Source organism: Mycobacterium shunyiense, assembly GCF_058270035.1.
In genome coordinates this window covers 39,050-52,728 of the sequence record NZ_JBZDPT010000007.1, presented here as the reverse complement: position 1 = coordinate 52,728, position 13,679 = coordinate 39,050, and the positions used below count along the sequence as shown (strand labels likewise).

At 66.5% G+C, this 13,679-nt stretch carries 15 protein-coding genes; 14 read left to right on the top strand and 1 reads right to left on the bottom strand.

The genetic code is table 11. The features are described 5' to 3' along the window. Genes AC4ELS_RS06700 through AC4ELS_RS06635 form a run of 14 tightly spaced genes read left to right on the top strand, consistent with a single transcriptional unit; the run spans nucleotide 1 to nucleotide 13,527 of the window. Nucleotides 1-507, top strand: coding sequence for an Rv1443c family protein (locus AC4ELS_RS06700; protein ID WP_448445484.1), 507 nt, complete (start codon nucleotides 1-3; stop codon nucleotides 505-507). Between the two features lie 8 nt (nucleotides 508-515). Continuing rightward, nucleotides 516-1,250, top strand: coding sequence for a hypothetical protein (locus tag AC4ELS_RS06695; protein ID WP_448445486.1), 735 nt, complete (start codon nucleotides 516-518; stop codon nucleotides 1,248-1,250). 7 nt (nucleotides 1,251-1,257) lie between these two features. Continuing rightward, nucleotides 1,258-2,205, top strand: a complete 948-nt coding sequence (locus AC4ELS_RS06690) for an ABC transporter ATP-binding protein (RefSeq protein WP_448445488.1) — start codon at nucleotides 1,258-1,260, stop codon at nucleotides 2,203-2,205. Beyond that, nucleotides 2,202-2,972 carry an ABC transporter permease gene (locus AC4ELS_RS06685; protein ID WP_448445490.1) on the top strand — a complete coding sequence of 257 codons (771 nt, stop codon included), beginning with the start codon at nucleotides 2,202-2,204 and terminating at the stop codon, nucleotides 2,970-2,972. Before AC4ELS_RS06690 ends, AC4ELS_RS06685 begins: the two co-directional genes overlap by 4 nt. Nucleotides 2,973-2,984: 12 nt before the next feature. After that, nucleotides 2,985-3,269 carry an acyl carrier protein gene (locus tag AC4ELS_RS06680; RefSeq protein ID WP_064883849.1) on the top strand — a complete coding sequence of 95 codons (285 nt, stop codon included), beginning with the start codon at nucleotides 2,985-2,987 and terminating at the stop codon, nucleotides 3,267-3,269. Beyond that, a complete protein-coding gene (locus AC4ELS_RS06675; protein WP_499046492.1) occupies nucleotides 3,266-4,861 on the top strand; it encodes a fatty acyl-AMP ligase in 1,596 nt (531 codons plus the stop codon). The genes AC4ELS_RS06680 and AC4ELS_RS06675 overlap by 4 nt, the downstream gene beginning before the upstream one ends. Further along, the gene (locus tag AC4ELS_RS06670) at nucleotides 4,858-5,694 is read left to right on the top strand and encodes an MlaE family ABC transporter permease (protein WP_064958104.1); all 837 of its coding nucleotides are present in this window, start codon (nucleotides 4,858-4,860) and stop codon (nucleotides 5,692-5,694) included. The genes AC4ELS_RS06675 and AC4ELS_RS06670 overlap by 4 nt, the downstream gene beginning before the upstream one ends. A gap of 1 nt (nucleotide 5,695) precedes the next feature. Further along, nucleotides 5,696-6,508 carry an MlaE family ABC transporter permease gene (locus tag AC4ELS_RS06665; RefSeq protein WP_064883843.1) on the top strand — a complete coding sequence of 271 codons (813 nt, stop codon included), beginning with the start codon at nucleotides 5,696-5,698 and terminating at the stop codon, nucleotides 6,506-6,508. Nucleotides 6,509-6,519: 11 nt separating this feature from the next. Further along, the gene (locus AC4ELS_RS06660) at nucleotides 6,520-7,986 is read left to right on the top strand and encodes an MCE family protein (protein WP_499046624.1); all 1,467 of its coding nucleotides are present in this window, start codon (nucleotides 6,520-6,522) and stop codon (nucleotides 7,984-7,986) included. A gap of 11 nt (nucleotides 7,987-7,997) precedes the next feature. After that, complete coding sequence (locus AC4ELS_RS06655) at nucleotides 7,998-9,083, top strand: MCE family protein (RefSeq protein WP_448445497.1); 1,086 nt, start codon at nucleotides 7,998-8,000, stop codon at nucleotides 9,081-9,083. Further along, a complete protein-coding gene (locus AC4ELS_RS06650; protein ID WP_448445499.1) occupies nucleotides 9,076-10,086 on the top strand; it encodes an MlaD family protein in 1,011 nt (336 codons plus the stop codon). Before AC4ELS_RS06655 ends, AC4ELS_RS06650 begins: the two co-directional genes overlap by 8 nt. Next, the gene (locus AC4ELS_RS06645) at nucleotides 10,083-11,198 is read left to right on the top strand and encodes an MCE family protein (RefSeq protein WP_499046489.1); all 1,116 of its coding nucleotides are present in this window, start codon (nucleotides 10,083-10,085) and stop codon (nucleotides 11,196-11,198) included. Before AC4ELS_RS06650 ends, AC4ELS_RS06645 begins: the two co-directional genes overlap by 4 nt. After that, a complete protein-coding gene (locus AC4ELS_RS06640; protein WP_463794470.1) occupies nucleotides 11,195-12,319 on the top strand; it encodes an MlaD family protein in 1,125 nt (374 codons plus the stop codon). Before AC4ELS_RS06645 ends, AC4ELS_RS06640 begins: the two co-directional genes overlap by 4 nt. Beyond that, nucleotides 12,316-13,527, top strand: a complete 1,212-nt coding sequence (locus tag AC4ELS_RS06635) for an MlaD family protein (RefSeq protein WP_499046486.1) — start codon at nucleotides 12,316-12,318, stop codon at nucleotides 13,525-13,527. The genes AC4ELS_RS06640 and AC4ELS_RS06635 overlap by 4 nt, the downstream gene beginning before the upstream one ends. Here the strand turns inward: AC4ELS_RS06635 and AC4ELS_RS06630 are convergent. Next, nucleotides 13,488-13,664 carry a hypothetical protein gene (locus AC4ELS_RS06630; RefSeq protein WP_448445507.1) on the bottom strand — a complete coding sequence of 59 codons (177 nt, stop codon included), beginning with the start codon at nucleotides 13,662-13,664 and terminating at the stop codon, nucleotides 13,488-13,490. The two genes, AC4ELS_RS06635 and AC4ELS_RS06630, sit on opposite strands and share 40 nt — an antisense overlap. Nucleotides 13,665-13,679 lie beyond the last annotated feature (15 nt).

The window sequence follows — 13,679 nt, the reverse complement described above, 5'->3', positions numbered from 1 at the left end:
ATGCGATCCATTCACACGCAAGAACACGTCTTCCGCAAGGTCAGCGAGATCGACTGCCCCGTGGATCAGGTGTGGGAGCGCGTCACCACCCAGGAGGGCATCAACGATGAGATGGGCCCCTATCTCAAGATGACGATGCCGCGTCAGTTCAGGGGGCGCTCGATCGCCGACGTCACGCCGGGCACCCGTATCGGCAAGAGCTTTCTGCTGCTGTTCGGCATCGTGCCGTTCGGGTTCGACGACATCACGATCGCCAGGATCGATTCGGGCCGGATGTTCCGTGAAGAGTCGATCATGACCGGGATGCGCATCTGGGTGCATCACCGGACCCTCGAGCCCGCGGGGAACAAGACGATCGTCACCGACGAGATCACTCTCGCGCCGCAGGCCCCGATGGGTCTGATCCCGGGTTGGGGCAAGGTGATGAGCCGGGTGCTGTCTGCGTTCTTCGGCCACCGGCATCGCAGGTTGAACCGGACGCTCGCCGGGGCGGGCGCAGCCCGGTGAACAGATTCGTGACGGCTGCCGGTGCCTGTGTGCTCGGGTCCGGCCTGTTGGCCGGGTGTGCCTCGGTGAACGAAGAGGCCGGGCGGCCCGTTGGCCACGCCTACGCCTTGCTGAAGTATCCCGATGCCGCGGGCGAACCGGCCGCCGAACCGCGCCCCGATTCGCCCTTCGGGACCTATCCACTGGAGATTTCGGGTTCGGTGACCTACCTCGACGAGACCACGTCGCTGCCCACCTCCGGGGTGCTGACCATCGGTCCCGGCCCGCGACGCGACGAGTTGCAGGTCGAGCAGTACTACACCGGCGACCGGTTCCCGTACGAGACCGGGATGGTGTCGAAGGCTGCCAACGGAGCCGGCACGCTCGACGCGATCACGATCGTCAACCCGCTCGATTCCCGCGTCTCGCTGCAATGCGCGGTGGACGGTGGAATCGACCTGGGAGACGCCGGTGAACCCCGTGAGCTCACCGGCTCGTGCGGTGGCGGCGCCACGGTTACCGGCAGCGTGCGTTCGGAGGGAACCCGGAAAGCCACCTGGCGTGGCAAGCCTGTCGAACTGGTCCGGACCGTGGTCGATCTCAACGTGACAGGTGTGAGCACCGGGACCATCCATCAGGTCAACGAGACGCCCAAGGGCGGCAGCTTTCCGCTCTACACCGCCCTCGACGTGGACCTCACCGCGCAGGGGATCCACCTGACCGAAGAGCTGGAACGCCACGTCCTTCCCAGAGTCGGAGATTGAACGACCCATGCCTGAAGACAACCAAGACGATTCGTCGCCGGCGTTGCTCGCCGACGACGTCACCAAGTCGTATCCGGGTGCCGCGACCAGTGCGGTCGCCGGGCTCAGTCTGACCGTGCCCCGCGGGGTGGTCTACTGCCTGCTCGGACGGAACGGCGCGGGCAAGACCACGACCATCCGCATGGCCACGACGCTGCTCGCACCGACGAGCGGCCGGCTGGAGGTGCTGGGTATCCCGGTGGCCGACACCGATGCGCTCCGGCCGCTGATCGGCGTGGCACTGCAGGAGGTGGCGCTCGACCTCTGGATGTCGCCGGTCGAGCAGATCCGGATGAGCCTGGCGATGGCCGGCTGGCCGAAAGGCCAACGGCAGCAACGGGAAGATGAGCTGGTCGAGCAATTCGGCCTCGGCAAGTACCTCACCCGCAAGGTCGGCGCCCTGTCGGGTGGTATGCGCCGTCGGGTCGACGTGGCACTGGCAGTGGCACACGACCCGAAGATGCTGTTCCTCGACGAGCCGTCCAGCGGCCTCGACATCGAGGGCAAGCAAGAGGTGTGGAACGCCATCCGATCCCTGCGCTCGCAAGGCCGCACGGTCGTGCTGACCACCCACGACATGGACGAGGCGGTCTCACTGGCCGACGAAGTCGGAATCATCAAGGACGGCACATTGGTCGCATCCGGATCGACCCAGGAATTCACCAGAAGCCACGGATTCGTCGCGGCCATCTCGTCGGAGGCGGCGATACCCGAGGACTCGGTGCGGGCCCTGGCCGCCACCGGCTATGCGGTCGAACGCACCACGGACACCGCGCTGACGACCGCACTCGACTCGGCGTCGGCTTCGGCGCTCGGCAAGCTCAGCGCCGCATTGGAACGAATCGGACTGGGCGAGGCCGACATCGAAGTGCGGTCGACCTCGCTGCGCGACGCGTTTCTGGAGGCCACCCGATGAAATCGTTGTCCAACACCCTGCGACTGTTCCGCCGCTATGTCGTGGTGGGCCTGCGGCAGCCGGTCTTCGGGTTCATCTTCCCGATCGTCTTTCCGGTGGTCCTGGTGATCTTCGTGCGCTCGATGTTCCAGCGGGTCGCCGATCTGCCCGGGTTTCCGCTGTCGTCCTACACCGCCTACATCGCGCCCGGCCTCATCATGCTGATCCCGATGCTCGGGGCGGGCTACGGCGCGGGCACCCTGATCGACGAAATTCGGTCCGGTTTCACCGATCGACTCCGTCTCTACGGAGTGTCGACCGGCCAGATCATGGCGGCCAAGTTCGGTTTCGAGATGTTCCGGATCCTGCCCGCGGCGGTCATCGTGATCACCCTGCTGGCCCTGCTCGATGCCCCGCTGCGGGCCGGGATCCTCACCGGCGCACTGCTTGTCGTGCTGATGTTCCTGTGGTCGGCGGCCTACAGCTCGTTGTTCTACCTGGTGGCGCTGCGCACACTCAACCCGCAGGCGCCGGTGGCGATGCTGCCGCTGGCGCTGCCGGTGTTGTTCATCAGCCAGGCCCTCATGCCCTCGGTGTTCCTGTCGGACTGGCTGCGGTTCAGCATCAACCTCAACCCGTTCTCCCACATTGTGGCGGCCGCGTCGACCATCATGTACGGCGAGTTCGATGTCGGCATCGTCGTCACGGGATGCCTTGTCGCCGTTGGCATGTTCGCCCTCCTTCAAATACCCATTCACATGGTGATTCGCCGCAAGATCGGAAAGTAAGGTAGCCAGGCCGTGTCAGAAGTACGCGAATTCCTCATCGAGTTCATCACCGACGAACTCGAACTGCCCGCCGAAGACGTCAACGATTTCTCCGAGCTCGTCGGAGATCTCGGGTTCGACTCGTTGTCCTTCGCACTCGGGGTTTCCGAGATCAAGAACCGATTCGGTGTCGTGCTCGACAAGGACGATGTGTTCGAGTGCAAGACCGTCGGCGCCCTCGTCGAGCTGGTGGAGAACCGCAGGCTCGCCGGCTCCGGTGCGATGAGCGCGGCGGGCAACCCGCCGGGACAGCCGTGAACTCCGTCCTGTCCAGACTGCAGATCGGGGCCGAGGTCACTTCACGGGGCCTCACCACGGCACCGGTCGACGCCGACGGACGATCTCGGCTCGACCAGCTGACAACGGCAACCTGGGCGCAGGTGCATCAGGCCGGCTGCAACATCGCCGGAGGGCTGCAGCGCGCCGGGGTGCTCCCCGGGGACGCCGTGGCCGTATTGGCCGGCGCGCCAGGCGAGATCGCCCCGCTGGTGCAGGGCATCTGGATGTCCGGTGCTGCCGTGACGATGCTGCATCATCCGACCCACCGCACCGAGATCGCGGAGTGGGCGGCCGATTTGAAGCCGACGCTGTCGGCGATCGGCGCCTCCACCGTGGTGGTCGGCTGCCCGTTCCTTTCGGCCGCCCAGGCGCTGTCCGCCGCCGGGGTGCGTACCGTGTTGCTGCCCGATGTGCTCGACGGACCCCCGGGGCGCATCGTGGACTCGGACGAGGATGCGATCGCCTTCCAGCAGTTGACCTCCGGATCGACCGGCCGTCCCAAGGCCGTCGCCATCAGCTACCGCAACATCGAGGCCAACCTGGTCGGGATGGCCGCAGCTTCAGCCGCCGACGCCGAAGCCGATGTCGTGGTGAGCTGGCTGCCGCTCTTTCACGACATGGGAATGATGGGCTTTCTGATCACACCGATGTGTCTGGGCATCGACACCGTCAAGGTCACCCCGGTCGACTTCCTCGGCGATCCGCTGCTGTGGGCCGAGCTGATCACCAGGTATGGCGGAACCATGACGGCCGCACCCAATTTCGCCTACTCCGTGCTCGCCCGGCGGCTCGGCAAGGCTGCCGACGGTGCTTACGATCTGTCGACGTTGCGGTTTGCGCTCAGTGGCGCCGAGGCAATCGATGTGGCGACCCTCGACCGGTTGACCACCGCTGCGGCCCGCTTCGGCTTGCGCAAGCACGCCATCGTGCCGGCCTATGGGATGGCCGAGGCGACGCTGGGGGTGTCGTTCGTCCGCCCGGGCGACGAGTACCGGGTTTGCGGGCAACGGGTGGCGCTCGGACCGCCGCTGCCGGGCTGTGAGATCCGCGTGGTGGGTGAGGACGGTTCGGTGGTGGAATCGCCTGCGATCGGCGAATTGGAGATCCGCGGCGACAATGTGACCCGCGGATACCGCACCGCCGACGGTATCGAGGCCGCCACCGATTCCCACGGATGGTTCCGCACCGGGGACATCGGTTACCTGACCGATGACGGACAACCGGTGATCTGCGGCCGCAAGAAGGACATTCTGATCATCTCCGGCCGCAACGTCCATCCCGAGGACATCGAACGAAGCGTGGCCGGGGTGAGCGGGGTGCGCTCGGGAGGCGTTGCCGCGGTCCGACTTTCCACCGCGGCGGCCGGTGAGGGCTTCTCGATGGTGGCCGAGTCGGCCCTGCACTCCGACAGCGCCGAGACCGCGCGGATCCGTGGCGAGATCGCCGATCGGATCTATCGGCAGCTCGGGATCAGCCCGCGGGAAGTGCACGTCGTCCCGACCGGGTGGCTGCCGAAGACGTCGTCGGGCAAGTTGCGTCGGTTGGAGACCACTGCGCGGCTGGCCAGATGACAGTGCGGGACACCAGTTCCCGTGTTGTCCAGGTGGGTGCGGGGTACCTGCGGCGTCATCCGGTAGCCGCGATGGCCACCGTCGGCGAGCAGGTGGTACTCGGGTTGGCGACGATCCGGTTCTGCGTCACCGACCTGGTGACCGGGCGATTTCAGTGGGCCGAGTTCGTACGGCAGGCGGCGTTCATGGCCGGCGCAGCCGTCATGCCGACGATCCTGGTGGCGCTGCCGATCGGGGTCACCTTGTCCATCCAGTTCGCGCTGTTGGCAGGTCAGGTCGGCGCGACCTCGCTCGCCGGTGCGGCCAGCGGACTGGCCGTCGTTCGGCAGGCCGCCTCGTTGGTCGCCGCGCTGCTGCTGGCAGCGGCGGTGGGGGCCGCGATGACAGCGGATCTGGGTTGCCGGACCATGCGCGAGGAGACGGCCGCGATGGAGGTGATGGGCGTTTCCGTGGTCCGCAGGCTGGTCGTGCCCCGCTTCGCAGCCGCGATCGTGATCGGCGTCGCGCTGACCGGGGTGGTGTGCTTCGTCGGCTTTCTGTCGAGCTACCTGTTCAACGTCTACGTACAGGGCGGTGCACCAGGCAGTTTCATCGCCACGTTCGCGTCGTTCGCCACCACGGGAGACATGCTGCTCGCGTTGTTCAAGTCGGCGGTGTACGGCGCGATCGTCGCGGTGGTGTCCTGCCAGAAGGGGCTCGCCGCCAGTCAGGGCCCGGCCGGCGTGGCCAACGCCGTCAACGCGGCCGTCGTGGAATCGGTTCTGGTGTTGATGACGGTCAACGTCGCGGTGAGCCAGCTCTACACCATGCTCTTCCCACGGACGGGATTGTGAGATGACCCAGCCCGTGATGACGAGGCCGGTGGCGCGGTTCGGCCACTTCGTCGCATTCTCCGCCCACGCTCTCAACGGCGCGCCGCTGGCTCTGCGCCGGTATCGGCGCGAGTTTCTCCGGTTGGTCTCCGACATCACCTGGGGCAACGGTTCCATCGTGGTGGGCGGCGGCACCGCCGGAGTGATCCTCGTCCTCGGCATCACCACCGGGGCCCTGATCGCGGTCGAGGGGTACGACTTTCTGAACCTGCTCGGACTCGGTCCGGCGACCGGGATCATCTCGTCGCTGGTCACCACCAGGGAACTGGCCCCGATCATGGCGGCCCTGGCGTTCGCGGTTCAGGCGGGCTGCAGGTTCACCACACAGATCGGCTCGATGCGGATCTCCGAAGAGATCGACGCGATGAACTCGCTTGCGATCAGGCCGATCCCGTACCTCGTCACCACCCGGCTGCTGGCGTCGGTGGTCGCGATCATTCCGCTGTACGCGGCGTGCCTGGGTATCTGCTACCTGTCGTGCCAGATCATGGTGGGCCTCATCAGCGGCGGATCGCTCGGACCCTACCTGCACTACTTCACCTTGCTGATCAGCGGACCCGACATCGTGTACTCCGTCGTGAAGGCTGTTGTGTTCGTCTGGATCGCCGCAACGGTGCAGTGCTACTACGGCTTCTGTGCCGGCGGCGGCCCGGAGGGGGTCGGTATCGCGGCTGGGCATGCCATGCGGGCGAGTATCACGGTGGTGATCATCGTCAACATGCTGCTGACGATGGCGCTGTGGAGCGTGAATTCCGGTGCAAGGCTGGGTGGTTGACCGTGGCGATCATGGTGGATCTGGACGGAAACCACCTCACCGGAAGGCAGTTGATCCGGCGTGGCGCGGCGGCGCTCGTCGTCGTCGGGGTGGTGGCGTCGGTGTTGCTGGTGAAATCGACCGGGCTGTTCGACCGCAACGTGCACGTGGTGGCCGAACTGCGTCACATCGGCGACGGCCTACCGGCCCGAGCGGATGTGAAGTTCCGCGGCGTCCTCGTGGGGGCAGTGGAAAGCGTCACGCCCGGGACCGGCGAACGGCCCAACCAGGTTTTCATCCGGCTGGATCCGACCTACGCGCAGGGTATTCCGGCCGGCGTAGCGGCGCGGGTGGTGCCGAGCAACGCCTTCGCCGTGTCGTCACTGCAGCTGGTCGAGACGGCGAGCGGCGCGTTGGGACCGATCCACGATGGCGGGCAGATCGCCGAGGACACCGCGCTGCCGACAGTGCTGTTCCAGACCACCATCACCAAACTGCACGACATCCTTGCGGCAGCGGGGCGCGGACGTGAGGACCACACCATCGGTGTTCTCGCCGCTGTGGGGGCGGCCACCAACAACCGCCGTGGCGAACTGCTGACATCGGCTGCCGAACTCAATCGTCTGATCGACGAGCTGAATGCCGTCGTCGCCACAGATGAAGGGCCGTCGACGATTTCGGCGCTGTCCGCCGCGGCTCGCGGTCTGTCGGCAACGGCTCCCGACCTCGTCGAGGCGCTGCACGAGGCGGTCGGGCCGATGCAGACCCTCGTCGAGCAACGCCGTAGCCTCGAAGATTTCCTGGCGGCGGCTGCGCACACCACCGATACCACCGTGAAGTCACTGGAGAATCAGACCGACCGGCTGGTCCACATCACCACCGACTTGACGCCGGTGCTCGGTGTTCTGGCGCAGAATGCCCAGCATTTCGTGCCGATCAGTCAGCGGATGACCAGGTTCTCCGACACATTCTTTGCGGAGGTCTGGGATTCTGAACTCGACACCGCCCGTGGACGGGTGAACCTGTCATTCACGCCGTCCTACACCTATACCCGCGCCGACTGTCCGCGATACGGAGCGTTGGTGGGGCCGAGCTGCCTCACCGCCCCCGAGGTGCCCGTGCGCGCCGATCTCCCCGAAGTCCTGCTGCCGCAGAACTATCGGCCGCCGCCGGATCTGGTGCCACCGCCGGGCACCGCCATCGGCGAGAACGGCAACCTGGTCGCGGTGGGACCACCGCTGTTGGCTCCACAGGCACCGCCGGTGGATCCGTTTCCGCCTCTCCCTCCGGGTATCTCTCCGGCGCCGCCGGTGCCCGGTAGCGCGGCACCCGCCTCGTTCGGCGGCAACGTCGGCCCCGTCGGCAGCGGTCTCGAGCGCGACCGGTTGGGCGAGATCACCGGCGAGCCCGCCACGGTGGCCACGCAACTCATCCTCGGTCCCCTCGCGCGGGGAACGGTCGTCACGCGAACCCCGACCGCAGCCGAACCCAAGCCCTAGGAGAACATTCGATGTCCAGTTTTGCCCTGAGCGGCGAGTCGGTACGACGCCGTGGGCCGCTGCTGGGGCTGTGCCTGTTCCTGGTGGTGGCCACCGTGTTGACGTGGCTGGTCTATGTCACGCTGCGGCGCGACGTCAGCGGTCCGGCCTCGTCCTACTCGGCGGTGTTCACCGACGTCTTCGGATTGCGCGAGGGCGACGACGTGCGCGTGGCCGGTGTCCGGGTCGGCCGCGTACAGGCGATCGAGTTGCAGGGAACCCTGGCGAAGGTCTCGTTCATCGTGCAGGACGGCCACGGGCTCACCACAGGCACCGTCGCATCGGTCAACTACCAGAACATCGTCGGGCAGCGGTATCTCGCGTTGGACCGCGGTCGTGAAGGTCCGGTCACCGGACTCCCGGGCGGGGCGGTGATCGGGGTCGATCGCACCGAGCCGTCCTTCGACATCGGCACCCTGCTCAACGGCTATGAGCCCCTGTTCGCCGTGCTGGACCCCGACCAGGTGAACAACCTGACCAACGCAGTTGTCGGGTCGCTGCAGGGGGACACCGCCGCGATTACGCGGTTGGTCGACCAGACATCGGTTCTCACTGAGACTTTCGTAGGCGAAGACCGGGCCCTCGATCGCGTGATCGCCGGGATGGACGGTGTTGTGGGTAATTTGTCCGGTCAGAACGACCAATTCGAACGCACCATCACCGCGGCGCGGAGTGCGGTGGCCGCCTTCGACGACCGCCGCGAACCCCTGGTGTCGTCCCTGGGCGCTACGACGGCGGCGGCCGGCAATCTGTCGCGGATCGCACAAGACGTGCAACCGACCATCCGGGGCATGCTCAACCGAGAGCCCGGCTACACCCGCCACATGCTCGACATCGAACCGCAGATCGCCTACACGGGGCTCAACACGCCGCTGCTGTTGAAGGGACTGTCACGGGTGTTCGGCGAGGGGGCCTACATGAACGCCTATGCGTGTGACGTCAATGCCTACGGATTCTTCCCGGGGCTCAACGACGTCGTGCCGATCATCGTCGATGCTGCGACACCGGGCGGCACCGCCAAGCACACTCCCAAGTGCAGGAGCATGGCCAATGGCTGACCAGGTGTCCAGGAAGGCCTGGCTCGGATTGCTGGCCGTGCTCACGGTGGGGGGCCTGATCGCGGCGATGCTGCTGGTCAAGGAGGCCGGCATCGGGTATCAGCGCTATACAGCGAAATTCCTTCAGGCGGCGGCGTTGCGCCCCGACGACATCGTGGCGGTCGCGGGCATCCCGGTGGGCACAGTCGCCGCCGTGCGCCTCGCCGGGGACCACGTCGAGGCCGAGATCCGCGTCCGCGACGACGTTCCGGTGGGCCGCGACACCCGCGCTGCGATCAAGGTGACCACGCTGTTCGGGTCTCGTTATCTGGACCTGCGGCCGGGTGGGGACGGGGTGCCCGCGGACCGAACCATCGATCTGGCCCACACCGAGGTTCCCTACGATCTACAAGCCGCCCTTGCTGATTCGACCAGAACCTTCGAGCAAGTCGACGCGGATCGCATCGCTGAGTCCCTCGATGTGCTGAGCCGGCAACTGGACGGATTGCCTTCGGTGGTGCCCCAGGCGATGGACAACGTGCGCGCCCTCTCATCGGTGATCGCGCAACGACGCGACCAGCTGGGCAGTCTTCTGACCAACACCGAACACGTCACCAGCATGCTGCGACGGCAGCAGTCCGAGATCGGCAACTTCGTTCGGCAGGGGCAGGAACTGGTGGGCGACTTCGTGGCGCGGTCGGCAGCATTCCACGCCCTGATGCAGTCTCTTCGGTCCGTGTTGAACTCACTGCACACCATTGCCGTGCACGACCGCGCCGCGGTCGACGATGTGCTGTCGACGATGCAACAGCTGAGTGAGAAATTCGCGCAGCAGGATGCCCTTTTCCGAAACCTGTTGCAGATCGCACCGGTTCCGATCCGCCAGATCGCGAATGCCACCGGCTTCGGCAACGCCATCGAGACCAACGCCCCGGCCGGTGCCCTCATCGATTCCTGGATGTGCGCCATCAGCGGCCGGGCCGAACAGTTCGGGATGATCCCATACCTCAAGGACTGCAAATGATCGGCAGACACAAGCGCCTGGTGCAGGCCGCCGCGACGATCACCGTGTTGGTGATCGCCGCCGCAGTGGGCTGGCACCTGTTCGGCCACCGCAACCGCAGCATCACCGTCACCGCGCAGTTCGACAGCGCGGCCGGCCTCTATGTGGGAAACGTGGTGGCGGTACTGGGAATTCCGGTAGGTGAGGTCACCAGGGTGACGCCGAAGGGCAGCTATGCCGAGGTCGCCTTCACCGTCGACGAGACGGTCGCGATACCGGCGGACGTCGAGGCGGTGACCCTGTCCACCTCGATTCTCACCGACCGCCAGATCGAGCTGTCACCCCCGTACCGCGGGGGAACCACGTTGCGCGATGGCGACACCATCGGCTTGCATCGCACGAAGACCCCGGTGGAATTCGACCGGGTGCTCGGGATGCTCGACAAGCTGGCGACATCGTTGCGGGGCGACGGGGCAGGAGGCGGGCCCGTGGCCGACCTGCAGAACGCGGGTGACGGAGTGATCGCCGGGAACGGTGACCAGATCAGCGGGGCCTTGGACGAACTGTCGCGTGCACTGCGGTTGAGTTCCGACGGCGGAACCCGCACCCGCCAACAGGTGACCACCATCATCACCAACCTCAGTTCCCTGCTTGATGCCGCGGCGGGCAACGACGCGAAGCTACGTGAATTCGGTTCCGTGGTACGCCAACTCAGCGAGATCCTGGCAGCGGAAGACTTCGGTTCGGGCACCACCGGCAAGCAACTCAACGATGTCGTCGAGCAGACCGGACAGATCCTGACGGCAAATCGCGACCTGATCAAGCAGGGAATCGCCAATGGCGACACCAGCATGCAGACACTGAATGACCGCCAGCGCGAACTCGCGGAGTTCTTCGACGTGCTTCCCCTGATGGCCGACAACCTCTACAACGCGATCGACCAGCGCAACGGTGCGATCCGCGCCCACTTCCTGGCCGACCGCATGGTGTTCGACGGCCAGATGGCCAAGGAGGTCTGCAACATGATGGGTCTGCGCCAGCTCGGGTGCAGCACCGGCACCCTGCAGGACTACGGCCCCGATTTCGGGCTGACCAACATGCTCGACGGCCTCGCGGCGATGGGGCAGAAATGATTGCGATACAGGGATATCTGCGCCGAACGCTGGGGCTGCTGTCGGCCGTGCTACTGACCGCGGGGTGCGCCACGAACGGTCTGGCCGACCTGCCATTGCCCGCCCCGGGTCTCGGATCCGGCGGTTACCGGCTGACCGTGGTGTTCGCCAACGCGCTCAATCTGCCCGAGCACGCCAAGGTCAAGCTCGCCGGTGCCGACATCGGTCAGGTCGAGGACATGACCGCCCGCGACTTCACTGCGGTGACCACCTTGCGGATCAGCGACGATGTTCAGCTACCGGTGGGCAGCACAGCAGAACTCCGCTCGGCCACACCGCTGGGCGATGTGTTCGTCTCGATAATTCCGCCCCGTACAGCCACGGCCGGGACGAGTCCGCTGCGAGACGGTGATCGCATCGGCCTCGACTCCACCACGGCCGCGGCGACGGTCGAGTCGGTGCTGAGCTCGGCGGCGGTCCTCGTCAACGGGGGTGCCGTCCACAACCTGACCAACATCGTCAACGGCATGGGCAAGGCCGCCGGGCCTGACGGCCGGGCCTTCGGCGACCTGGTGGCCAAGTCGAACCGACTACTCGGCACAGTGAATGCCCGCTCGGCACAACTCGATTCCGCGATGACCGAGACGACACGACTGGCCGAGCTGCTGCAGACCAAGAATCAAGAAGTCAGCGATCTCCTGCAGGCCGCGGCGCCGGCCACCGAGACACTGGCCGACAACACCGGCCAGGTGACCGACCTCGTCCTCACCCTCGGTGACATCTCGCAGAACCTGGCCAAGTTCCCGTCCATCGCGGGAACGGACACCAGCGGCCGCAGCGTGATCGCCGACGCGGACGCGATCGCGCGCGCATTCAACGACGTCGTCGTGGACCCGCAAACCAGCCTGGCCTCACTGAACCGGCTGTACGCGCCGTTCGTCAAGATGACCGCGGGTACGTCGATGGCGGGCGCGGCCGGGATCGACCGGCTCGTCCTCGGATCCATCCCGGACGCCGGGTTCTCGGGGGATCCCGGATTCCACGGACCCAAACGGGCCGATTGGCACCAGCTCGTCGGATCCCTGAAATTCGTGCTCTGGCGGTTGCAGGAGCGGGTGGTCGGTCGAGGACCTCAACCGTGAGCGGCACCCGGCGTAGTGCCTGGGCGGCTCTCACGGCGCTGGCGCTCACGCTCGTCGTATCGGTCTACTACCTGATGACCGGCGTGCTGCAGGTACGGCCCCTGGGCGCGACATACCAGGTGACTGTTCAACTTTCGGAGTCCGGGGGGCTGTTGCCCAACCAGGATGTGACGATGCGCGGAGTGCGGGTGGGGAAGGTCGAGCACCTCGCGTTCACCCCGGACGGTGTCGAGGCGGTCCTGCGCGTTGCCGACGATGTGCAGATACCGGCATCGAGCTCGGTCCGGGTCTCGGCGCTGTCGGCGGCCGGCGAACAGTACGTCGACTTCGCCGCGACATCCGAGGACGGGCCGTATTTGGCAGACGGCGCGGTGATCTCCCGCGTCCGCACCGCCGTGCCGGTCTCGATGGCCGAGCTGCTGGCCCATGCCGACGGGGTTCTGGCGCAGGTGGATCCGCAGAAGCTGGAGCGGGTCAAGGCCGAGCTGAGCCTGAGTGGCGCCGGGCCGGAGAAACTCTCTGCGATCGTCGACGGCGGCATGTTCCTGCTGTCGACGCTGGATTCAGTGCTGCCCGAAACGGTGGACATCATCCGCAGCAGCCGGGTCGTGCTGTCTTCGGCGGTGGATGTCAACAGCGGGATCGCCGCCACGGCAACCAATCTGCGCCACACGATGGCCGGAGTCGCCGGGATGCAGGACGGCTACCGGGAGCTCCTCGGTGGGTCCCCGGCGACGCTGGGCGCGATCGACGGTCTGTTCACCGACAACTCGGACACCATGGTGCAGTTGCTGGGAAATCTGGCCACGGTGGCGCGGCTGTCCTATGTCCGGGTTCCGGCCCTCGATGCGCTCTTCCCCGACTACCGGGGTTCCGCGCTGGAGGCCTTCATCAGCACGATGCACGAACACGGGCTGTGGGTGACCGCCGACATCTATCCGCGTTACGCCTGTGATTACGGAACGCCCCGTCGGCCTCCCTCGGCCGCCGACTATCCGGAGCCGAATCTGTACACGTATTGCCACGATGACGACCCGAGCCTGCTGGTTCGCGGTGCGCGTAATGCTCCGCGGCCTGCCGGCGACGACACGGCGGGTCCTCCGGCGGGGGCGGACCTGGCGACCACGGCCGATCCGACGCCGCCGGGCCGCTACACCATCCCGACGCCCTACGGCGGACCCACGCTGCCCATCGAGCCGCCCCGCTGATCGTCCGGGCGGGTCGGCTTGGTCGGTGACGTAACGGGCCACCACTCGGCGATCACGACGATCAACCGCAGGAGCCGGACGAACCAGGTCATTGCGGCGACTTTGAGCTGGTCGCGGACGCGGGAAAACCGGAGCATATGGAAATGGTAATC